16 protein-coding genes are annotated in these 19,336 nt (G+C 72.5%); 6 read left to right on the forward strand and 10 right to left on the reverse strand.

Going from position 1 to position 19,336, the window contains the following annotated elements:
- On the reverse strand, positions 1-864 hold the full coding sequence (prmC, locus tag VGN74_RS01105) for a peptide chain release factor N(5)-glutamine methyltransferase (protein ID WP_327445515.1): 864 nt from the start codon (positions 862-864) through the stop codon (positions 1-3).
- 71 nt (positions 865-935) lie between these two features.
- Here prmC and VGN74_RS01110 point away from each other — a divergent pair, with 71 nt between their 5' ends.
- Complete coding sequence (locus VGN74_RS01110; protein ID WP_327445516.1) at positions 936-2,186, forward strand: YihY/virulence factor BrkB family protein; 1,251 nt, start codon at positions 936-938, stop codon at positions 2,184-2,186.
- 1 nt (position 2,187) lies between these two features.
- On the opposite strand, the gene VGN74_RS01115 is transcribed toward VGN74_RS01110, so the two are convergent.
- Together VGN74_RS01115 and VGN74_RS01120 are read right to left on the reverse strand one after the other, a co-directional pair.
- Positions 2,188-4,149: a M1 family metallopeptidase gene (locus tag VGN74_RS01115; protein WP_327445517.1), complete on the reverse strand. Its 1,962-nt coding sequence runs from the start codon at positions 4,147-4,149 to the stop codon at positions 2,188-2,190.
- 67 nt (positions 4,150-4,216) lie between these two features.
- Positions 4,217-5,476, reverse strand: coding sequence for a multidrug effflux MFS transporter (locus tag VGN74_RS01120; RefSeq protein WP_327445518.1), 1,260 nt, complete (start codon positions 5,474-5,476; stop codon positions 4,217-4,219).
- 117 nt (positions 5,477-5,593) lie between these two features.
- Between VGN74_RS01120 and VGN74_RS01125 the strand changes: the two genes are divergently transcribed.
- The 3 genes from VGN74_RS01125 to VGN74_RS01135 all read left to right on the forward strand — a co-directional run bounded on the left by VGN74_RS01125 (position 5,594) and on the right by VGN74_RS01135 (position 7,585).
- Positions 5,594-6,265, forward strand: coding sequence for a bifunctional 4-hydroxy-2-oxoglutarate aldolase/2-dehydro-3-deoxy-phosphogluconate aldolase (locus VGN74_RS01125; RefSeq protein WP_327445519.1), 672 nt, complete (start codon positions 5,594-5,596; stop codon positions 6,263-6,265).
- A 107-nt stretch (positions 6,266-6,372) separates the two neighbouring features.
- A complete protein-coding gene (locus VGN74_RS01130) occupies positions 6,373-6,939 on the forward strand; it encodes a DUF2939 domain-containing protein (RefSeq protein ID WP_327445520.1) in 567 nt (188 codons plus the stop codon).
- A 46-nt stretch (positions 6,940-6,985) separates the two neighbouring features.
- Entirely contained in the window at positions 6,986-7,585 is a 600-nt protein-coding gene (locus tag VGN74_RS01135; RefSeq protein ID WP_327445521.1) for a DUF2939 domain-containing protein, read from the forward strand.
- On the opposite strand, the gene VGN74_RS01140 is transcribed toward VGN74_RS01135, so the two are convergent.
- Together VGN74_RS01140 and alaS are read right to left on the reverse strand one after the other, a co-directional pair.
- Positions 7,561-9,375, reverse strand: a complete 1,815-nt coding sequence (locus VGN74_RS01140; RefSeq protein WP_327445522.1) for a DUF885 domain-containing protein — start codon at positions 9,373-9,375, stop codon at positions 7,561-7,563. The genes VGN74_RS01135 and VGN74_RS01140 overlap by 25 nt on opposite strands.
- 53 nt (positions 9,376-9,428) lie before the next feature.
- Complete coding sequence (gene alaS / locus VGN74_RS01145) at positions 9,429-12,077, reverse strand: alanine--tRNA ligase (RefSeq protein WP_327445523.1); 2,649 nt, start codon at positions 12,075-12,077, stop codon at positions 9,429-9,431.
- A gap of 154 nt (positions 12,078-12,231) precedes the next feature.
- Between alaS and VGN74_RS01150 the strand changes: the two genes are divergently transcribed.
- Both VGN74_RS01150 and VGN74_RS01155 read left to right on the forward strand, forming a co-directional pair.
- A complete protein-coding gene (locus tag VGN74_RS01150) occupies positions 12,232-12,576 on the forward strand; it encodes a DUF393 domain-containing protein (protein ID WP_327445524.1) in 345 nt (114 codons plus the stop codon).
- Positions 12,573-13,778 (forward strand): FAD-binding domain-containing protein, encoded by a 1,206-nt coding sequence (locus tag VGN74_RS01155; protein WP_327445525.1) that lies wholly within the window; start codon positions 12,573-12,575, stop codon positions 13,776-13,778. The genes VGN74_RS01150 and VGN74_RS01155 overlap by 4 nt, the downstream gene beginning before the upstream one ends.
- Before the next feature lie 354 nt (positions 13,779-14,132).
- Here VGN74_RS01155 and recA read toward each other — a convergent pair whose 3' ends face one another.
- The 5 genes from recA to chpT form a co-directional block, all read right to left on the reverse strand.
- Positions 14,133-15,212: a recombinase RecA gene (gene recA / locus VGN74_RS01160; protein WP_327445652.1), complete on the reverse strand. Its 1,080-nt coding sequence runs from the start codon at positions 15,210-15,212 to the stop codon at positions 14,133-14,135.
- 171 nt (positions 15,213-15,383) lie between these two features.
- Positions 15,384-17,276: a M20/M25/M40 family metallo-hydrolase gene (locus tag VGN74_RS01165; protein ID WP_327445526.1), complete on the reverse strand. Its 1,893-nt coding sequence runs from the start codon at positions 17,274-17,276 to the stop codon at positions 15,384-15,386.
- Between the two features lie 80 nt (positions 17,277-17,356).
- Positions 17,357-18,172: a protein-glutamate O-methyltransferase CheR gene (locus tag VGN74_RS01170; protein WP_327445527.1), complete on the reverse strand. Its 816-nt coding sequence runs from the start codon at positions 18,170-18,172 to the stop codon at positions 17,357-17,359.
- Positions 18,169-18,594, reverse strand: a complete 426-nt coding sequence (locus VGN74_RS01175; RefSeq protein ID WP_327445528.1) for a response regulator — start codon at positions 18,592-18,594, stop codon at positions 18,169-18,171. The genes VGN74_RS01170 and VGN74_RS01175 overlap by 4 nt, the downstream gene beginning before the upstream one ends.
- 40 nt (positions 18,595-18,634) lie before the next feature.
- Entirely contained in the window at positions 18,635-19,282 is a 648-nt protein-coding gene (gene chpT / locus VGN74_RS01180) for a histidine phosphotransferase ChpT (protein ID WP_327445530.1), read from the reverse strand.
- Positions 19,283-19,336 lie beyond the last annotated feature (54 nt).

Genomic DNA, 19,336 nt, shown 5'->3' on the forward strand with positions numbered 1-19,336 from the left:
TCAGGCCGCGCGCGGATCGGGGCCGTTGGTGACCACGCGGTCGCGGTCGGCCAGGTCCTTCACGACCTTCGCCTCCAGCCCGGCGGCGGCGAACAGGGCGCGCACCGCCTGGCCCTGGTCCCAGCCGATCTCCACCGCATAGAGGCCGCCGGGCTTGAGGATGCGGGCGATCTCAGGCGCCAGGGTGCGGTAGGCGTCCAGGCCGTCGGCGCCGCCGTCCAGCGCCAGATGCGGATCGTGGTCGCGCACCTCGGGATCGAGCCCGGGGATGTCGCCGCTGGGGATATAGGGCGGGTTGGACAGCACCACGTCGAAGCTGGCGTCGGCGAAGCCGGCGGCCCAGTCGGTGCGGATGAAGGTCGCCCGGTCGTTGAGGTCGAGGTTGGCGGCGTTCTCGCGGGCCACGGCCAGGGCCTCGCTGGAGACGTCGGTGCCGACGCCCTTCGCCGCCGGCCGCTCGGCCAGCAGGGCCAGCAGGATGGCGCCCGAGCCGGTGCCGAGGTCGCAGGCGGTGAAGGCCTCGCGCTCCCCTTTCGCCTTCAGCACCACATCGAGCAGGGTCTCGGTGTCCGGGCGCGGGCTGAGCACGTCCGGGGTGACGGTCAGCAGGATCTTCCAGAATCCCTTGCGGCCGAGGATGCGCGACACCGGCTCGCGCCGCAGCCGGCGCTCGACCATGGCGTCCAGCGCCGCCGCCTGTTCCGGCGTCACGGCGCGATAGGGATCGGTCAGGATGTCCACGCGGCCGGCGCCGGTGGCCGCCTCCAGCAGCAGGCGGGCGTCGATCGCCGGGCTGTCGATGCGGCCGGCCTTGAGGCGGGCCTGCGCGGCCTTCCAGGCGGTGAGCAGGGTGGTGTCGGACATGCGGGCTCCTTGCCGCGCCGGGCGCACGTGATCAAGCGGAACGGCGCCGGCGGCGGGGCCGTTGAGAGCGCATGTCCCGCCAGCCACCGATCCGCTCCGTCGCCGGCCTGCTCGGGGCAGGCCTCGCGGCCGTGGCGGTAGGCGCCAGCGCGGCGCACCTGCTGCACACCCGCGGGAGGCCGCGGCGACGTCGCGCCGGGCTCGCGCCGGACGCGGCGACCGCCGCCCCTGCGCAGGGCTCACAGGGGCCGGGCTCGCAGGCGCAGGGCCCGCAGGCGCAGGGCCCGCAGGCGCAGCTCTCGCCGGGGCAGGAGCCGGGGCGCGGCCGCGTCGCCGCGGGGCCGCGGCAGATCCCCCTGACCGGTTGGCTCGACATCCTGTGGCGCTGGGTCGGCGGCTATCTCGGCGAGCGGGTCGGCTTCGTCGCCGGCGGCGTGACCTTCTTCATCATCCTTGCCCTGTTCCCGGCCTTCGGCGCCTTCGTCACCCTCTATGGCCTGTTCGCCGACCCGGCCGAGGCCTGGGCGCGACTGCAGTTCCTGTACGGGGTGTTTCCCCCGACGGTGGCCGAGTTCCTCGGGGCCCAGATGCAGCGGCTGGCGGAGAACTCGACCGGCGAGCTGACCTTCACCCTGGTCTGGACCCTGCTGCTGTCCCTGTGGGTGGCCAACAACGGGGTGAAGACCCTCTTCCACGGCCTCAACATCGCCTATCGCGAGCAGGAGAAGCGCAACCTGCTGACCTACAACCTGCTGGGCTTCGCCTTCACCCTGTCCGGCATGGCGGCGCTGCTGGTCACGGCCGGACTGGTGGTCGGGGCCCCGGTGGCGATGGGTCTGTTCGGCCTCGCCGGCGAATGGACCAGGCTGGCGCCGCTGCGGTTCATTCCGCTGCTCGGCCTCTACATCGTCGCCCTGACGCTGCTGTACCGCTACGGGCCGTGCCGCGCCCACGCCCGCTGGCGCTGGATCATGCCCGGCGCGGTGCTGGCGGCGCTGGCCAGCCTGGCCCTGTCCGGGGGCTTCAGCTGGTACCTGCAGACCTTCATCCGCACCGACACCTACGGCCCGCTGGCCGCGGTGATGGGTTTCCTCTTGTGGACCTGGCTGTCGGTGCAGCTGATCCTGATGGGCGCCGCCTTCAACGCGGCCATCGAGCACCAGACCACAGTCGACACCACCACCGGCCCGCCCGAGCCCCTCGGCCGCCGCGGCGCCGTGATGGCCGACACCGTGGGAGCGCGGCGCGTGCCGGTCGAGGCTGTCGAGGCCGCCCGGCGACGTCTCGAGGGGTGGCGTCGTCGCAGCCCCGACCGGGCCTGACCTAACCCGCCCACCCCAGCAGCGGGTCGACCGAGCCCGTCGTGACCGGGTGATAGAGCGGCCGGGCCTCGCGGTAGAGGCGCGTCGCCAGCGGCCGGCCCCAGTCCTCCTCGGCCCACAGGGTGCGGAACAGGGGCAGGACGAACTTGCGCCGGCCCATGCCGGTCAGGAAGGCCTCGGCCTGGGGCACGGCGGGATCGTAGCGGTGCTGCAGGGCGATCTGCAGCCAGGCGAAGACGATCTCGGCGTTGCCCTCGTCGGGCAGGTCGAGCGTCGCCGACAGGTCGGCCAGCTGCGCCGGGGTCAGCCAGTCGCCGGCGGGCTGCAGCCCCTCCGGCCGCCAGCCGAGGAAGCGCAGCCGCTGCTGGGTGTTCCAGTCGCTCCAGGGCACGGTCGAGACCGGGGCGCCGGCCACGAACACCGCCTGCGCCGCCGCGTCGACGGGGGCGAAGGCGTCCGACACCGGCGCGACCCAGTTGGACGGCATGCCGGGCTGGTAGATCCAGGCGTCCATCATCAGCTGCGCTTCCAGCGCCGCGTCGCCGCGCACCAGGTGCGTGCGGATGTCCTCGAGGAAGCGCTCGGTGGTCATCGGCCGGAAGGCGTTGCGTTCGAAATAGCCGCGCAGCCAGACGTCGAAGCGCTCGCGGCCGACGAGGCGCTCGATCGTGCGCAGGAAGGCGGCGCCCTTCTCGTAGGCCACGTCGGTCATGCCGTCGTCGGGGTCGCGACCGGCGAGGTCGAGCTTCAGCCGGGTGTCCGCCGGGGGCAGGCTGGCGAGGGTGTCCTGCAGGCTGTTCCAGCCCAGCACCTGTTCCTGCAGCGCCCGGTCACGGCCGTAGACCGCCTCCATGATGCGGTTCTCGAAATAGACGGTGAAGCCCTCGTTGAGCCAGAAGTCGTCCCAGGTGGCGTTGGTCACGAGGTTGCCGGACCAGCTGTGCGCCAGCTCGTGCGCCACCAGGCTGACCAGCGACTGGTCGCCGGCGATGATGGTCGGGGTGGCGAAGGTCAGCCGCGGATTCTCCATGCCGCCGAAGGGGAAGCTGGGCGGCAGCACCAGCAGGTCGTAGCGGCCCCAGATGTAGGGGCCGTAGAGGGCCTCGGCGGCGTCGACCATGCCGGCGGTGGGGACCAGCTCGCGGTGCGCGGCGGCCAGCTTCGACGGCTCGGTGAAGACGCCGGTGCGCTCATCGATCGGCTGGAAGGCCACGTCGCCGGCGCCGATGGCGATCAGATAGGGCGGCACCGGATTGTCCATGCGGAAGCGCCAGGCGCGGCGGCCGGGGCCGGCCGGCTCGCCCTCTGGCGTCAGATGGTCGGCGCTCATCACCACCTTCAGCGCATCCGGCGCGGTGATGCGGGCGGAGAAGGTCTGGCGGATGCCGGGGCTGTCCTGGGTCGGCACCCAGGTGCGGGTGAGGATCGCCTGGCCCTGGCTGAACAGATAGGGCAGGCGCCCGCCGGCGGTCTGGGCCGGGGTCAGCCACTGCAGCGCGGCCGCGTCCGGACGGGTGGCGTAGGCGATGACGATGCGGCGGGTCTCGCCCGCGGCCAGCGGCCGGTCGAAGCGCACGGTCAACGGCTGGCCGAGGGTCGGGTCCTCCGCGCCAAGGCTGTAGTCGAGCGCGCGGCCCTCGGGGGTGCGCACGGCCTGCAGGTCGAGATTGCGGACGTCGAGGACGATCTCCTCCGCCCCCGGGACGCCGGTGATCGACAGGGTGGCGGTCCCGGACAGCCGGCTCGTCTCGAAGTCGGCGGCGAGGTCGAGCGCCACATCGACGACCCGCGCCACCTCGGGCCGGGCGTGGGAATGGACGTCGCGGACGTAGTCGACCGGGCGGACGGCGGGCGTGGTCATCGGGGGCGAGGTCAGGGCGGGCGGCTCCGCGACAGGGCCGCCGGCGCAGGCGGCGAGCGAGAGGGCGGCGAGGGCGCAGGCGGACAGCAGGACGCGGGACATGGACGGCTCCGGGGGACTCGATCGCGGCCGACCCGACGCCCTTCCGCCGCAAAGATCAAGCGGGACGTCAGGCGGCGCGCGGCGTCTCCCCGTGGCGCGCGCTGAACAGGCGGCCGTGCTCGGCCCACAGCACGCAGGCCAGCGCCACCAGGCCCATGACCACGAAGCCCACGGTCATCGGCACGACAGTGCCGTTGAACTGCTGGCCGATGGCGAAGCCGAGCAGGGCCCCGCCGAGGGTCGAGATGACTCCCTGCACCGAGGCGGCGGTCCCGGCGATCCGGCCCATCGGCTCCATGGCCATGGCCCCGAAGTTGCCGGCGATCAGGCCGAAGCAGAACATGGTCAGGGCCTGCATGACGGCGAACACCCAGACCGTCTCGGCTCCGGCGAGGGCGATGCCGGTGTGGATCAGGGGCAGGGCGATGAAGCCCAGCAGCGCCACATGCGAGATCAGCCGGCTGCCCAGCCGCTCGACCAGCTTCGCATTGAGCAGCGACGCCACGGCGATGGCCCCGGCGATGGCGGCGAAGATCAGCGGGAACAGGTCGGGCAGGCCGAAGGCGTCGAAGAAGATCTGCTGCGACGAGTTGATGAAGCCGAACAGGGCCCCCGACACCGCCGTCATGGCCAGGGTGTAGCCCATGGCCATGCGGTGGGTGAGCACCTGGCGGAATCCCTCGGCCAGCGGACCCAGCCGGATCGGCCGGCGGTTCTCCTCGGCCAGGGTCTCGGGCAGGCGCAGCAGGATCCAGGCGGCCACGGCCACGCCGGCCAGACCCAGCACGCCGAAGATCCAGCGCCACGGGCCGATCAGCAGCACCGCCGCCCCGACGCTGGGGGCGAGGATCGGCACGCCGAGGAAGACGAGGAAGCTCAGCGACATGACCCGCGCCATGGTGCGGCCGCTGTACAGGTCGCGCACCACCGACAGGGGCACGGCGCGCAGGGCCGCGGCGCCCACGCCCATGCCGACACGCGACAGGATCAGGGTCTCGAACGAGGGGGCGAGGGCGGCCAGGGCGCTGAAGGCCACATAGATGCCGATGCCGACCAGCAGCAGCGGCCGGCGGCCGAAGCGGTCCGCCAGCGGGCCATAGATGATCTGCGCTCCGCCGAAGCCGAGCAGATAGGCGGTGATGACCCACTGGCGGCTGTTCTCGTCGGCCACCCCCAGCGCCTCGCCGATGGCCGGCAGGGCCGGCAGCATGGCGTCGATGGCCAGGGCGTTAAGCGCCATCATCATGGCGATCAGGCAAACGAACTCGGTGAAACCCGGGCCGCGCCGGGCGCCGTCGGGGGAGGTCTGGAACGCGGGCGGGGTCATGGGCGGCAGATGCGCTCCGATGCTGCGCCGCACAAGGCCGCCGCTGGTCAAATCGTGCGACGATGCTTGACCTTCCGGCCCGTGCGCCCGAACGAGAGCGGGTCACCGGAGAACGTCATGCCCCACAGCCGCCTGCAGGTCCTGTCCGCCCTCGAAGCCCAGGGCGTCTGCCCGGTGTTCTATCATTCCGACCCGGAGACCTGTCTCGAGGTGATCCGCGCCTGCGCCCGCGGCGGCGCCCCGGTGGTCGAGTTCACCAACCGCGGCGACTTCGCCTGCGACCTGTTCGGCGAGATCGCCCGCGAGCTGGGCCGCACCGATCCGGACGTGGTGCTGGGCATCGGTTCGGTGGTCGATGCGGGCACGGCCTCGCTCTATATCAACCGCGCCGCGCGCTTCGTGGTCAGCCCCTGCCTCGTCCCCGAGGTGGCGCGGGTCTGCAACCGGCGCATGGTGGCCTATTTCCCCGGCTGCGGCTCGGTCACCGACATCGGCGAGGCGCACGAGCTGGGCTGCGAGATCGTCAAGCTGTTTCCCGGCGCCTCGGTGGGCGGGCCCGACTTCGTCAAGGCGGTGACCGGCCCGATGCCGTGGACCAAGATCATGCCGACCGGCGGGGTCGACCCGGACGAGGCCTCCCTGACCCGCTGGTTCGGCGCCGGCATCGTCGCCGCCGGCATGGGCTCGAAGCTGATCACCGACGCCGCCGTCGCCGCCCGCGACTGGGCCGGCATCGAGGCCAGGGTGCGCGAGACGGTGGCGGCGGTCCGCCGCGTCCGCGGGGGCTAGGGACAGCCCCGGGGCTGTCGCAACGGCGCCAGATTCCCCGACAGCGCGCGCGCGGTTGAGCGCCGGGCGCGTCCGTGCATGATCGGCGGCCGTCCAAGGAGGCCCTCATGAAGCGCCCGCTCGGGGTCGTGCTCGCCCTGCTGATCGTCGCGGCTGTCGTCGCTTTCTTCGCCGCCCCGGCGGTGGCGTTCCTCGGCGTCAGGTCAGCGGCGGAGTCGGACGATGTCGAGGCGCTGTCGAAGCTGGTGGACTATGGCGCCCTGCGCCAGGCGCTGCGGCCGCAGCTGGCCGAGGCCCCGGCGCCCGCGCCGGCGCCGGGCTTCCTGGAGGATCCGGTCGAGGCCGTGCGCCGGCGTCTGGCCGACGCGCGCCCCGTGCCCGGTCCGGTGGTCGACGCCTGGCTGACGCCCGCCGCCATGTCCGGCCTGCTGCGCGGCGAGGGCCGGGCCGCAGCCCTGCGCTCGGGAACCAACCCGCCGCCCCCCGCAACGGAGGCGGCGCCCTGGCCGAAGCCGGTCTACTGGAGCATCAACCGGGCCCGCCTGGCGGTAGACACGCCGACTGGCCGCACCGTGTTCACCTTCAGCCGCGTCGGGCCCTATGACTGGCGTCTGACCCACATCGGCCTGCCCGACATGCCGCCCGCCCCGGTCGAGGCGACGCCGGCGGGTTGACGGCGCTCCCGCTTCGCCCCAGCGTCGGGGCGGGAGAGAAACAACCATGACTCGCGGGACCCTTTGGCTGGTCTTCGGCGGAGCTGTCGCCGCGGCCGTTGTCTATGTCGCTGCCCCGGTGCTGGCGGCGCGGGAGCTGGTGGCGGCGGCCGAGGCCGGCGACGCCGCCGGGCTGGAACGCCGCGTCGACTTTCCCGCCTTTCGCGAGAGCCTGAAGGACGAGCTGAACGCCCGGCTGATGCGCGAGATGCGCGACAGTGATGACCGCGCCGGCCGGGCCCTGGCCATGCTCTTCGGCCCGGCCCTGGTCAGCGGCGTCGTCGACGCCTTCGTCACGCCCGAGGCCATCGCCGTCATGGTGCGCGAAGGCGAGCCGCCGGCCCCGGATCTGGACGGCGCCGCCGCGGCCCCGGCGACGCCGGAACCGGACGCCGCCGCCGACGACCGCGTGCGCCAGAGCTACGGCTTCCGCGACCTCAACACCTTCACCGTCACCCTGACGCGCCAGGACCGACCGGAGACGCCGGTCGTCCTGCTGATGCAGCGGCGCGGTCTGATCGACTGGAAGCTGGCCGGGATCGACCTGCCCGAGACTCCGGACGAGACCCCGGCCGCCGCCGGTCAGGCGCCGCCCGCGGCCAGCTGATCGGCGATCCAGGCGTCCATCCGCCGGTCCAGCAGGTCGAGCGGCAGGGGGCCGTCCACCAGCAGGGCGTCATGGAAGTCCCGCACATTGAAGCGCTCGCCCAGCGCCTGCTCGGCCCGGGTGCGGATGGCGCGCAGGCGGATCTCGCCGACCTTGTAGGCAAGCGCCTGGCCCGGGTCGGCGATGTAGCGCTGCAGCTCGGTTTCGATGTTGTGCGGGGCCAGCGCCGAGTTCTCGGCGAAGCAGGCGCGGGCCTGTTCGATGCTCCAGCCCATCCAGTGGATGCCGGTGTCGGCGACGAGGCGGCACGCGCGCCACATCTCGTAGGAGAGTCGGCCGAAGCGCTCCTCCGGGGTGCGGTAGAAGCCCATCTCCTCACCGAGGAACTCCGCATAGAGGCCCCAGCCCTCGATGAAGGCGGTGACGTCGGCGTCCCGGCGGAAGTAGGGGACCGCCTCGGCCTCCTGCTGCAGGGCGATCTGGTGGTGGTGGCCCGGCACCGCCTCGTGCAGGGTCAGGGCCGGCAGCTCGTACAGGGGCCTCTGGTCCAGCCGGCCGGTGTTGACGATGTAGCCGCCGGGCACCCCCTCGGCGAGCGAGCCGGCGTTGTAGCGGCCCGTGGTGTACCGCTCCTCGATCTCGCGCGGGGCGGGCCGCACGTCATACGGCAGGCGCGGCAGGGTGCGGAACAGGGCCGGCATGCCGCCGTCCGCCCGCTTGGCCATCTCCGAGGCCTTCTCCAGCAGTTCCTCGCGCGATTGGGCGTAGAAGCGCGGCTCGGTGCGCAGATGCTGCAGGAAGCCGGCGAAGTCGCCGGTCCAGCCGGCGGCGCGCATCTCCACGTCCATGCGGGCGCGGATGCGGGCCACCTCCGACAGACCGAGGGCGTGGATCTCCTCCGGCGTCATGTCCGTGGTGGTGAAGCTGCGCGCGAGGAAGGCGTAGTACTCGCGACCGCCGGGACGCTGGCCGATGCCGAGGGTTTCCGGCGCAGCCGGCAGGTAGTCCTGCTCGACGAAGCGAAGCACCTCGCGCCGGCGCGGGACGATCTGCTCGTCCACGATGGCGCGGGCGCGGGCCATCAGGTCGGCCTTCTCCGCGTCGCTGAACAGCGGCGGGAGGTTGCGCAACGGCTGCAGCAGCGGATCGGTGTCCGGTGTGAAGGCGACCTCGGCGCGCAGGTTGACCAGGCCGCTCTCCACCACCGAACGCGGCTGGATAAAGCCGGTCTCCAGTCCGCGGCGCGCGTCGGCGAGGCCCTCATCGTAGAAGCGGCCCATCTGCGACAGGCGGCTCAACCAGGCCTCGGCGTCGGCGCGGGTGGCGATGCGGGTGCCGCGCGCCAGATAGCCGCCGCCCACGCCGGGCCCCCCCTCATTGTCGACCGCCAGCCGGCCGGCGTCGAAGCCGATGCGCTCGATGCGCCGGGCCAGCAGCCAGCCCAGGAAGGCGTGGTTCAGGGCGTCGTCGCGGTTCAGCGTCGCCGGGTCGATGGCGTTGAGCCGGTCCAGGAAGCCCTGCAACGGCGCGCGGCGCGCCAGCTCGGCGGCGCGGCCGACCTCGGGCAGGCGAGCCTTGGCGGCCTGGTCGCCGTCGCGTCCGGCGCCGATCGGATCCTGGGCCCGCAGCCAGGTCTCGTAGTCGGCCAGCAGGCGCGCGAGGGCGGCGTCTTCGGCCTGGGCCTCCGCCTGGGGCGCGGCCGCAGGCCGGACCTCGTGGGCGGCGGCCGGGCTCGCGGCGAGGACGGCGGCGAGGGTCAGGACCCCCGCGGTGGACAGGATCAGGCGCATGCAATTCCCCCCGTGGTGCTCGGCCCGCATGGGGCCGGAGCGGGGGGAGGGCGTCAACCCTTCAGCGCGTCGCGCACGGCGTCGAGGCCAGCCTCGGCCTTCGCCCCGTCCGGGGCCCCGCCCTGGGCGAAGTCCGGCTTGCCGCCGGCACCCTGGCCGCCCATGGCAAGGACCGCGGCGCGGGCCAGATCGGCGGCGTTGACCTTGCCGACCGTGTCCGCCGTGACCGCCACGGTCACCGCCGCCTTGCCGTCGGTGACGCCGACCAGGGCGACAACGCCCGAGCCGACCTGCTTGCGGAAGTCCTCGGCCACGCCGCGCAGGCCCTTGCCGTCGACGCCGTCCAGCACCCGGGCGATCAGCTTGACGCCGTTGATCTCCTCCGGCGCGGCGTTGCCGCCCGAGCCGCCGCCGAGCGCCAGCTGCTTCTTGAGCTCCGCCACCTGCTTCTCAAGGGTGCGGACCGAGGTCTGCAGCGCCTCGACGCGGGCGGTGACATCGGCCGGCTGGACCTTGAAGTCACGCGCCAGACCGCGGGCCACCCGGGCCTGACCTTCGACGTAGAGGCGGGCGGCCTCGCCGGTCAGGGCCTCGACGCGGCGTACGCCGGCGGCGATGCCGGTCTCCTGGACGATCTTGAACAGGGCGATGTCGCCGGTGCGGGCCACGTGGGTGCCGCCGCACAGCTCGACGGAGTAGGGCTTGTTATCGGTCGTCAGGGCGCGGCCGAGGGTCAGCACGCGAACCTCGTCGCCGTACTTTTCGCCGAACAGGGCGATGGCCCCGGCCTCGATCGCCGCCTGGGGCGCCATCAGCCGGGTTTCGGCCGGGACGTTCTGGCGGATCACGGCGTTGACCTCGGCCTCGATGGCCTCGATCTCGGCCTCGCCGAGCGGGGCGTTGTGGCTGAAGTCGAAGCGCGCGCGCTCGGCGTCGACCATCTGGCCCTTCTGGGCCACATGCGGGCCCAGCACATTCTTCAGCGCCGTGTGCAGCAGGTGCGCCGCGGAGTGGTTGGCGCGGGTCGTGCGGCGCTTCTCCGGATCGACCGACTGGGCCACGCGCGTACCGATCTCCAGCCGCCCGGCGGTGATCTCCGCCGACAGCACGTGCAGGTCGCCGGCCTGCTTCTTGACGTCGATGACCTCCGCCGACCCGCCGGGCCATTCCAGCGTGCCGTGGTCGCCGGCCTGACCGCCGCTCTCGGCGTAGAAGGGGGTGGTGTCGAACAGCACCTCGACGATGGTCCCGGCCTCGGCCGCGTCCGCCGGGGCGCCGTCCTTCATCAGGGCCAGCACCTCGCCCGAGCCGTCGACGGCGTCGTAGCCGGTGAACACCGTCGGGCCGAGGCGGTCGCGGACGCCGAGCCACTCGGCGGCGTTGGCCTGCTGGCCCGAGCCCTTCCAGTGCTCGCGCGAGCGGGCGCGCTGCTCCGCCATGGCCGACTGGAAGCCGTCGACATTGACCGAGAAGCCGCGGCGGCGGGCCTCGTCCTGGGTCAGGTCCAGCGGGAAGCCGTAGGTGTCATAGAGGGTGAAGGCGGTCTGGCCGTCCAGCATGTCGCCGACCTTCAGGTCGCGGGCCGCGTCCTCGAACAGGCTCATGCCCTTGGCCAGGGTCGAGCGGAAGCGGATCTCTTCCTGCTTCAGGGTGTCCTCGACGAAGGCCTGGGCGCGCTTCAGCTCCGGATAGGCCTCGCCCATGGACGACACCAGGGTCGGCACGAGGCGGTGCATCAGCGGGTCCTGGGCGCCCAGCAGGTGGGCGTGGCGCATGGCGCGGCGCATGATCCGGCGCAGGACGTAGCCGCGCCCCTCGTTCGAAGGCGTGACCCCGTCCGCGATCAGGAAGGACGACGAGCGCAGGTGGTCGGCGATGACCCGGTGGCTGGCGGCCATGTCGCCGTTCGGGTCGGTCGAGGTGGCTTCGGCGGTGGCGCCGATCAGGGTCTGGAACAGGTCGGTGTCGAACACCGAGTTCTTGCCCTGCAGGACCGAGGAGATGCGCTCCAGCCCCATGCCCGTGTCGACCGACGGCTTCGGAAGGTTGCGAACGATCTCGTCGTTCTCCTTCTCGAACTGCATGAAGACGTTGTTCCAGATCTCGACGTAGCGGTCGCCGTCCTCGTCCGGCGAGCCGGGCGGGCCGCCGGGGACGTGGTCGCCGTAGTCCCAGAAGATCTCGGTGCAGGGGCCGCACGGACCATTGTCGCCCATGGCCCAGAAGTTGTCCGAGCCGGCGATGCGGATGACCTTGTCGTCGGAGAATCCGGTGACCTTCTTCCAGATCGCCGCGGCCTCGTCGTCATCGATGTACACGGTGACCAGCAGCCGCTTCGGATCCAGACCGAAGTCCTTCGTCACCAGCTCCCACGCCCGCTCGATGGCGTGTTCCTTGAAATAGTCCCCGAAGCTGAAGTTCCCCAGCATCTCGAAGAAGGTCAGGTGGCGCGCGGTGTAGCCGACGTTGTCCAGGTCGTTGTGCTTGCCGCCGGCGCGGACGCACTTCTGCGAGCTGGCGGCGCGCGGCGACGGCGGCCGGGCCGCGCCGGTGAAGTAGTCCTTGAACGGGACCATGCCGGCGTTGACGAACAGCAGCGTCGGGTCGTTCTGCGGCACCAGCGGAGCCGAGTGCACCACCTCGTGGCCGTCACGGGCGAAGAAGTCGAGGAAGGTGGAGCGGATGTCGTTCAGGCTGGCCATGGGGAGACGCGCTGCGAAGGAGGGGAAGGCGCGCCTCATACAGGGTTTCCGGACGAAGCGCATCACCTGCCGGCGGCCCGGCGATACCCGTCGCGGAAGGCGCCAGACGTTCCGTCGCAGCGCATCGGAACGGGCCCGGGCGTAAGAGCCGCCCATGACCCGGGTCGAGGTATGGTTCGACGGCGACTGCCCGCTGTGCCGGCGCGAGATCGCCCTGATGCGGCGGCTGGACCGCCGCGGCGCCATCCGTTTTCACGATGTGGCGACCGGCGAGGGCGCCTGTCCGCTGGACCGGGCGACCCTGCTGGCGCGCTTCCACGCACGGGAGGACGGGCGGATGCTGTCCGGCGCCGCCGCCTTCGCCGCCATGTGGCGGGCCATTCCCCTGTTGCGGCCGCTGGGCCTGCTGGCGCGCAACCGGCGGGTGCTGGCCGGCCTGGAGCGGCTCTATCTCGCCTTCCTGAAGGTGCGGCCGGCGCTGCAGCGGCGCCTACGATGAGCGACTGGACCCCGACGCGCGAGGCCGGTCTCGAGCGGATGAAGGCCTTCGTCCCCGGCATGGGGCGGGCCTATGCCGCCGGGCGCAACACCGATCCGGGGCCGGGCGGCGCCCATGCCGTGTCGCGCCTGTCGCCCTGGGTGCGGCGGCGGCTGGTCAGGGAGGACGAGCTGGCGCGCGCGGCGCTGGAGGCGCACGGCCCGCGGGCGGCGGAGAAGTTCGTCCAGGAGGTGATCTGGCGCACCTACTGGAAGGGCTGGCTGGAGCTGCGGCCGCAGGTCTGGGAGCGCTACCTCGTGGCGCGCCATCAGGCCCGGGCGGCGGCGGACCGGGATCCGGCCCTGGCGCGGGATCTGGCCGCGGCCGAGGCGGGGACGACCGGCATCGACGCCTTCGACGCCTGGGCGCGAGAGCTGGCGGAGACCGGCTGGCTGCACAACCACGCCCGCATGTGGTTCGCCTCGATCTGGATCTTCACTTTGAAGCTGCCCTGGGCGCTGGGGGCCGACCTGTTCCTGCGCCGGCTGATGGACGGGGACCCGGCCTCCAACACCCTGTCGTGGCGCTGGGTGGCGGGACTGCAGACCGTCGGCAAGACCTATCTGGCCACCGCCGACAACATCGCCCGCTACACCGACGGGCGCTTCCGGCCGCAGGGGCTGGCGCGCACGGCGGAGCCCCTGACCGAAACCGAGCCGGTCGGCGCGGCGCGGCCGCTGCGGGCCCTGGCGGACGAGGCCCCGGCGGGGCCGCACCTGTTGCTGATCACGCCCGAGGACCTGACGCCGGAACATCTGATCGGACCATGGGAGATCGCCGGGGTGGCGCTGGCGGAGGGGCCGGACGCGGTCGGCGACGGGCCGGCCCGGGTCTTTCTGGAGGGCGCGCTGGCGGACGCCGGAGCGCGGGCGGCGGGGCGCTACGGCGTCGAGCCGGCGCGGCTGGCGACTCTGGACGGTGCGGCGCTGGCGGCGCGGGCGCGCGCGGTCGGGGCCATCGGCTTGGTCACGCCGGCCGTCCCGGTCGGACCCACGGCGACGGCGCTGGCGGCGGCCCGAGAGGCGCTGGCGACGGAGGGGCTGGCGCTGGTGGAGGTGCGGCGCGACTGGGACACGGCCCTGTGGCCGTTGGCGACGAAGGGGTTCTTCCCCTTCAAGGAAAAGGCGCCGCAGGTGCTGGCGGGGCTCGGCCTGCCGGTCTGAGGGGGCGCGGCGGGGGCAGCTTCCGGCGTCGGGCGAGGCCCGGGGCGGCGGCCGGGTCAGGCCATGGCGGGGGTGCAGCCCCGGCTCGACACGAGATCAAGGACTGCGTGAGCGGGACCGCGGCGGGCGTCCGAAGCTACGGCTGTTGTGGCGATGTCGCCCGGTCGGCCTCTGACGCCGCGCCCATCGATCGAGGCTGGCCCGCTGCCCGGCGCCCACAAAAAAGGGCCGTCCGACTCCGGGGAGAGTCGGACGGCCAACCTCCGGCCCGGACCGGGCGGGGTCGGTGGCGGGTCGCACGGACCCGGCCGGAGGGATGCGTAAGGCGGCGGGCCCGGCCCGCCGCGCGGGGCCTCAACCCTCGAGGTCCTGGCCTTCGTCCGGCTCCGGGCTGCCCAGCAGCTCGTCGGCGATCTTGGTGGTCGAGGCGCGCACGGCCTTCTCGATGGCGTCGGCCACGTCCGGATTGGCCTTGAGGAACTCGCGCACGTTCTCGCGGCCCTGGCCGATGCGCTGGCTGTCGTAGGAGAACCAGCTGCCGGACTTCTCGATGACGTTGGCCTTGACCCCCAGATCGATGATCTCGCCGATCTTGGAGATGCCCTCGCCGTACATGATGTCGAAGATCACCTCGCGGAACGGCGGCGCGACCTTGTTCTTGACCACCTTGACCCGGGTGGTGTTGCCGACGACCTCGTCGCGGTTCTTGATCGCGCCGGTGCGGCGGATGTCGAGGCGGACCGAGGCGTAGAACTTGAGCGCGTTGCCGCCGGTGGTGGTCTCCGGCGAGCCGTACATGACGCCGATCTTCATCCGGATCTGGTTGATGAAGATGACGATGCACTTCGACTTGGAGATCGAGGCGGTCAGCTTGCGCAGCGCCTGGCTCATCAGGCGGGCCTGCAGGCCGGGCAGGCTGTCGCCCATCTCGCCCTCGATCTCGGCCCGCGGCGTCAGGGCGGCGACGGAGTCGACCACCACGATGTCCACGGCCCCCGAGCGCACCAGGGTGTCGGTGATCTCCAGCGCCTGCTCGCCGGCGTCGGGCTGCGACACCAGCAGATCGTCGAGGTTGACCCCCAGCTTCTGGGCGTAGACCGGATCGAGCGCGTGCTCGGCGTCGACGAAGGCGGCTGTGCCGCCAGCCTTCTGCACCTCGGCCACGGTGTGCAGCGCCAGGGTGGTCTTGCCCGAGCTCTCCGGGCCGAAGATCTCGATCACCCGACCCTTGGGCAGGCCGCCGATGCCGAGCGCCATGTCGAGGCCGAGCGAGCCGGTCGAAACCGACTCGATCTCGTTCACCACGCCGCCCTTGCCGAGCTTCATCACCGAGCCCTTGCCGAAGGCGCGATCGATCTGGGAGATCGCCGCCTCGAGCGCCCGTTGCTTGTCGCCGTCTTCCTTGCCCACCAGTTTCAATGCCGCCTGCGCCATCGCCTTCGTCTCCCTTGCCATGATTCCCGTCTGGTTCCGGGAGAGACCCGCCATGGACCCGCCCCCTGTGGTGAGGCGCACTATGTGCACGGTTTGTTCAGGTTGCCAAGATGTTCTCTTTCTCGCCGTGCCGCCGGCGCGAGAGATGCGACCGTAAATGACGTGGACGGTCTAGGTCGGGCCGCCCGCGGCGGGCGGAGGCAGGGGCTCGGCGAAGCGGCCGCCCAGACCCATCGCGCCGCCGGCCAGCACGAGTACGGCGGCAGCGAGCGCCAGCGGCCGGGTCAGTCGCGGCTCCGGGGCCAGCAGGCGGGCGCCCGCGCCGATCAGGAGCAGGAACACGGCGGCCACGCCGGGCAGGTCCATGCCGATGCCGAGGATCACCGGATGGGCCTGGTAGAACAGCCAGGCCGAAACGAGGCCAAGGCCGACCGCCAGCGGCGCAAGCCCGCGGAGCTCGCCGAAGCGGGGCGTCAGCAGGGCGGCTGCGGCCAGCCCGACCGCGAACACGCTCGCCGGCCACAGGATGAGGAAGGCGGCGGTGGGGACGGCGACCTGCAGCGCCAGACCGATCAGCAGCAGCAGCCCCATCCAGCCCAGCGCTCCCGCGCGACGGGCCTCCGGCGGGAGGGTTGGGCTGAAGGCCAGGCCGATCGCCGCGGCGACACAGACCAGCAGCATCGGGTCCGGCCCGGCGGCGACCACGCCCGGCACGGCGAGGGCGGCGACGCCGGCCGCCTGCCAGCGCGGCCGCAGCCGCGCGCGGCCGAGCAGCAGCGCCAGCAGCAGGCCCGTCAGGGCGAGGCCGATCCCGGCCTCGATCCACGGCAGGCGGCGCAGCAGGGTGTAGTAGAGGTCAGCGCCCCCCGGCCCATAACGCTCGCCCATCGGGCCGGCCAGACCACGCACGGCGAAGGCGGCGATCACCGCCACGAAGGTGGCGAACAGGGCCTCCAGCGCGCCGCGGCCCAGCGCTTTCGGCGTGACCTCGTCGCGCCAGCGCCAGCCGGCGAAGCCCAGCCCGGCGAGGCTGAGGGCCAGCAGGGCCCAGCCCCAGGCCGGCGGGTGGACGATGACGATGCGGCCCAGCAGATCGGCGAAGACGACGTTCTGCGTCGTTTGCGGCAGGGTCTCGGCGGTGAGGGCCAGCCGGGCGAGGGTCAGGGCCTGGTCGCCGAGGTGCTGAAGCGCGCCCGGATCGAGCGCGTCCGGGGTCGAGGTTGGCGAGTGATACTGGTCAGGCCGGCCGATGAAGGCGAGGTTCAGCCCGGCGATGCCCCGCGCCTTGGGAATGGTGTAGTCGGTCCCGTTGGGCATGTTCTCGTAGACCAGCGTGGCCAGGGCGTTGCCGGTCACGCCGCCTGCCGTCTGCCCTGCGGCGCGGGCGTAGAGGGCGACGGTCTCCGCATTGCCGGGGCCGGTCTCGAACATCATTGCCCGGCCGCCGCCCCCGCGAGCCTCCAGATTGATCACCAGGCCGATGCGGTCACGCAGCGGGTGCTCGCTGAAGAAGGCCCGGGCGCCGTCGAGGTTCAGCTCCTCGGCGTCGGTGAGCAGGACCACGAGATCGCGTTCGAAGGGGCCCTCGGCCTGCAGCACCCGGACCGCCTCGAGAATGGCGGCGACGCCGGCGGAATCGTCCGCCGCGCCGGGCGAGCCCCAGGAGGTGTCATAGTGGGCCATCAGCAGCACCGCCGGGGCGGCGCGATCCTGTCCCGGCAGGACGCCCACGAGGTTGAAGACCCGGCTGTAGCCGGCGATGGCCCCGTCGCTCCAGCGTTCCAGGCGCTGCGACGCCTCGGGCGACAGCACGCCGACCTGCACCTCGGGGGCGAGGCCCAATTCAGTCATCCGGCCGAACAGGTAAGCGCGCACCTGCGCATGGGCGGGCGTGCCCACCGGATGAGGCTCGACGGCGATGCGGCGAATGTCCTGCATGGCCCGGCCGGCGGCGAACATCTCCGCCGGGGCGTCGGCCGGACGGGCGGCCGGGACCTGCAGGGCGGCGACGGCCAGGACAAGTCCGGCGGCGAGCGCGCCGAGCAGCAGGGCGAGGCGAGGCATGGCAGTCTCCCTGGGATCCGGCGAACAGCATAGCCGTGCGTGCGCGCCGGCGTCGATGCGAGGCGGGAACAGATGTCAGGTCAGGCGGCGCGTCGCGCCGCGGCCGGAGCCTTGACGTAGAGGCCGCGGCGGCCCGCCACGGGGCGGAAGGCGAGGGTGTCGCTCTCGATCCGTTCGTCGGCCCCGAGGAACAGGCAGCCGTCGTCGACCAGACGCGCCTCAAGCCCCTCGATCACCGCAAGCCGGCGGGCCGGTTCGACTTCGCTCAGGACATGGCGGCAGAAGACGATGTCGAAGGTCTGCTTCTCTTCCGGGGGGTCGAGCAGGTTCTCCCGCACAAAACCGATGCGGCTGCGCAGCTCCGGCCGCGCCCGCCAGGTGTCGCCGGACTTGTCGAAATGGTTCAGCATGCGGGCGGCGCTGAGGCCGCGCTGGATCTCGAAGGCGGTGTAGACGCCGCTGCGGGCCCGCTCGAGGGCGGCATGCGACAGGTCGAGCCCCGTGACCTCCACCTCGACGCCGGCCTCGGCGCAGACGATGGCCAGGGAGAAGGCCTCCTGCCCTGTGGCGCAGCCGGCGGACAGGAGCCGCAGCCGGGCGCCGTTGCGGGCGCGCACGAGGGCCGGCAGCAGCTCCCGCTGCAGCACCTCGAAGGCGCTGCGGTCGCGCAGGAACCAGGTCTCGAGGTTGAGCATGGCCTCGATGACGGCCCAGCCCAGCGAGGCGACCGGCCGGCTCCACAGGGCGGACAGCAGGTCGTCGACCGAGGCGAAACCTTCCCGCCGCGCGATCGGCCCCAGCCGGTGATCGGCCAGGTGCATGCGCGTGCGGCTGAGGCGCATCCCGGTGCGGGAGGCCACGAGACCCTGCAGGCGATCGAAGTGCTCGGGCTTCATGGCAGCGGGGCGGCCCCCACCTCGGCCAGCTTGGCGTGCAGGATGTCCCCGTCGAACGGCTTCATCACATAGTCGTCCGCCCCGGCTTCCAGAGCCTCGGCGATCCGCTCGGGATCCGTCTCGATGGTGCAGAAGAGCACCTTGGGGCTGGTGTCGCCCGACTGCGCGCGCAGGCGGCGGATGAAGGTCAGGCCGTCCATCACCGGCATGTTCCAGTCGAGCAGGATGACGTCCGGCCGGGTCGCGGCGCAGTAGGCCAGGGCCTCGGCGCCATCCGCGGCCTCGTCGACCTCGAAGCCGAGGTCCTCAACGATCCGCCGGGCCACCTTGCGGATGATCCGGCTGTCGTCGACGATGAGACAGGTCCTGACGTCCAAGGCCCGATCCTTCCAGCCGGCCTGACGCCGCGCTTCACCGTCCATGATCGCGTTGCGGCGGTTAACGACCCGTTTGGAAACCGGTTTAAGCCGGCATTAGGGCTGTCAGGACGACGCGCCCTTCGGTCGCATCCACGCTGAGCTGGCCGCCGGCCTCGGTCACCGTCAGCCACAGCCAGTAGGGCTGGATCCACTGACCCTGCAGACCCTCGACAAGGGTGTGGCCCGACAGGCCGGTGAGGGCCTCGGGCTTGAGCCGGGCGCGCGTCCCCTCGGCCACGCCCTGCAGGATCAGGCCGCGCTCGTCCTGCCGGGCGGAGATGGTGGCGACCCCGCCGGAGGGCAGGGCCCCGACGGTCATATAGGCGAGGTTGAGCAGGGCCCGGCCATCCGCCTTGCCGAACTCGCTGACGCCCAGCGCCCAGGCGATCTGCGCCCGGCCGCCGGACAGCAGGCCGTCGACCAGGCCCTTGAGCGTTTCCGCACTGAACCGCTCGGCGGTGGTTGAGGCTCCGAAGGCGACCCGGGCGAAGTGGACCAGCGCCACCATCTTGCCGGCGCTCTGGCTGATCAGGGCCAGGGCGTCGTCGCGCATGTCCTGGGCCGAGGGATCGTTGAGCAGATCGAGGCCCGACGAGATTGCGCCCGCCGGGCTGATGAAGTCGTGGCACAGCTTGCCGGCGACGAGGGCGGCGAGGTCGACGGCGCGGACGGCGGCGGTCGGATCGGACATGGAGACACCGGGGAGCTTGAGGCGGGGGCAAACTGGCCTGATTTGCCCCTTCGT

Origin of the sequence: Brevundimonas sp., from assembly GCF_035998205.1 — a bacterium.
In the GTDB taxonomy this organism is placed as follows: Bacteria; Pseudomonadota; Alphaproteobacteria; order Caulobacterales; family Caulobacteraceae; genus Brevundimonas.

Coding starts and splice junctions, on each gene's coding strand:
- VGN74_RS01170 (WP_327445527.1), bottom strand. CDS start 18,172: ATGAAGCCCGAGCACTTCGATCGCCTGCAGGGTCTCGTGGCCTCCCGC.
- VGN74_RS01125 (WP_327445519.1), top strand. CDS start 5,594: ATGCCCCACAGCCGCCTGCAGGTCCTGTCCGCCCTCGAAGCCCAGGGC.
- prmC (WP_327445515.1), bottom strand. CDS start 864: ATGTCCGACACCACCCTGCTCACCGCCTGGAAGGCCGCGCAGGCCCGC.
- recA (WP_327445652.1), bottom strand. CDS start 15,212: ATGGCGCAGGCGGCATTGAAACTGGTGGGCAAGGAAGACGGCGACAAG.
- VGN74_RS01135 (WP_327445521.1), top strand. CDS start 6,986: ATGACTCGCGGGACCCTTTGGCTGGTCTTCGGCGGAGCTGTCGCCGCG.
- VGN74_RS01150 (WP_327445524.1), top strand. CDS start 12,232: ATGACCCGGGTCGAGGTATGGTTCGACGGCGACTGCCCGCTGTGCCGG.
- VGN74_RS01130 (WP_327445520.1), top strand. CDS start 6,373: ATGAAGCGCCCGCTCGGGGTCGTGCTCGCCCTGCTGATCGTCGCGGCT.
- VGN74_RS01165 (WP_327445526.1), bottom strand. CDS start 17,276: ATGCCTCGCCTCGCCCTGCTGCTCGGCGCGCTCGCCGCCGGACTTGTC.
- alaS (WP_327445523.1), bottom strand. CDS start 12,077: ATGGCCAGCCTGAACGACATCCGCTCCACCTTCCTCGACTTCTTCGCC.
- VGN74_RS01155 (WP_327445525.1), top strand. CDS start 12,573: ATGAGCGACTGGACCCCGACGCGCGAGGCCGGTCTCGAGCGGATGAAG.
- VGN74_RS01140 (WP_327445522.1), bottom strand. CDS start 9,375: ATGCGCCTGATCCTGTCCACCGCGGGGGTCCTGACCCTCGCCGCCGTC.
- VGN74_RS01110 (WP_327445516.1), top strand. CDS start 936: ATGTCCCGCCAGCCACCGATCCGCTCCGTCGCCGGCCTGCTCGGGGCA.
- VGN74_RS01120 (WP_327445518.1), bottom strand. CDS start 5,476: ATGACCCCGCCCGCGTTCCAGACCTCCCCCGACGGCGCCCGGCGCGGC.
- chpT (WP_327445530.1), bottom strand. CDS start 19,282: ATGTCCGATCCGACCGCCGCCGTCCGCGCCGTCGACCTCGCCGCCCTC.
- VGN74_RS01115 (WP_327445517.1), bottom strand. CDS start 4,149: ATGTCCCGCGTCCTGCTGTCCGCCTGCGCCCTCGCCGCCCTCTCGCTC.
- VGN74_RS01175 (WP_327445528.1), bottom strand. CDS start 18,594: ATGGACGGTGAAGCGCGGCGTCAGGCCGGCTGGAAGGATCGGGCCTTG.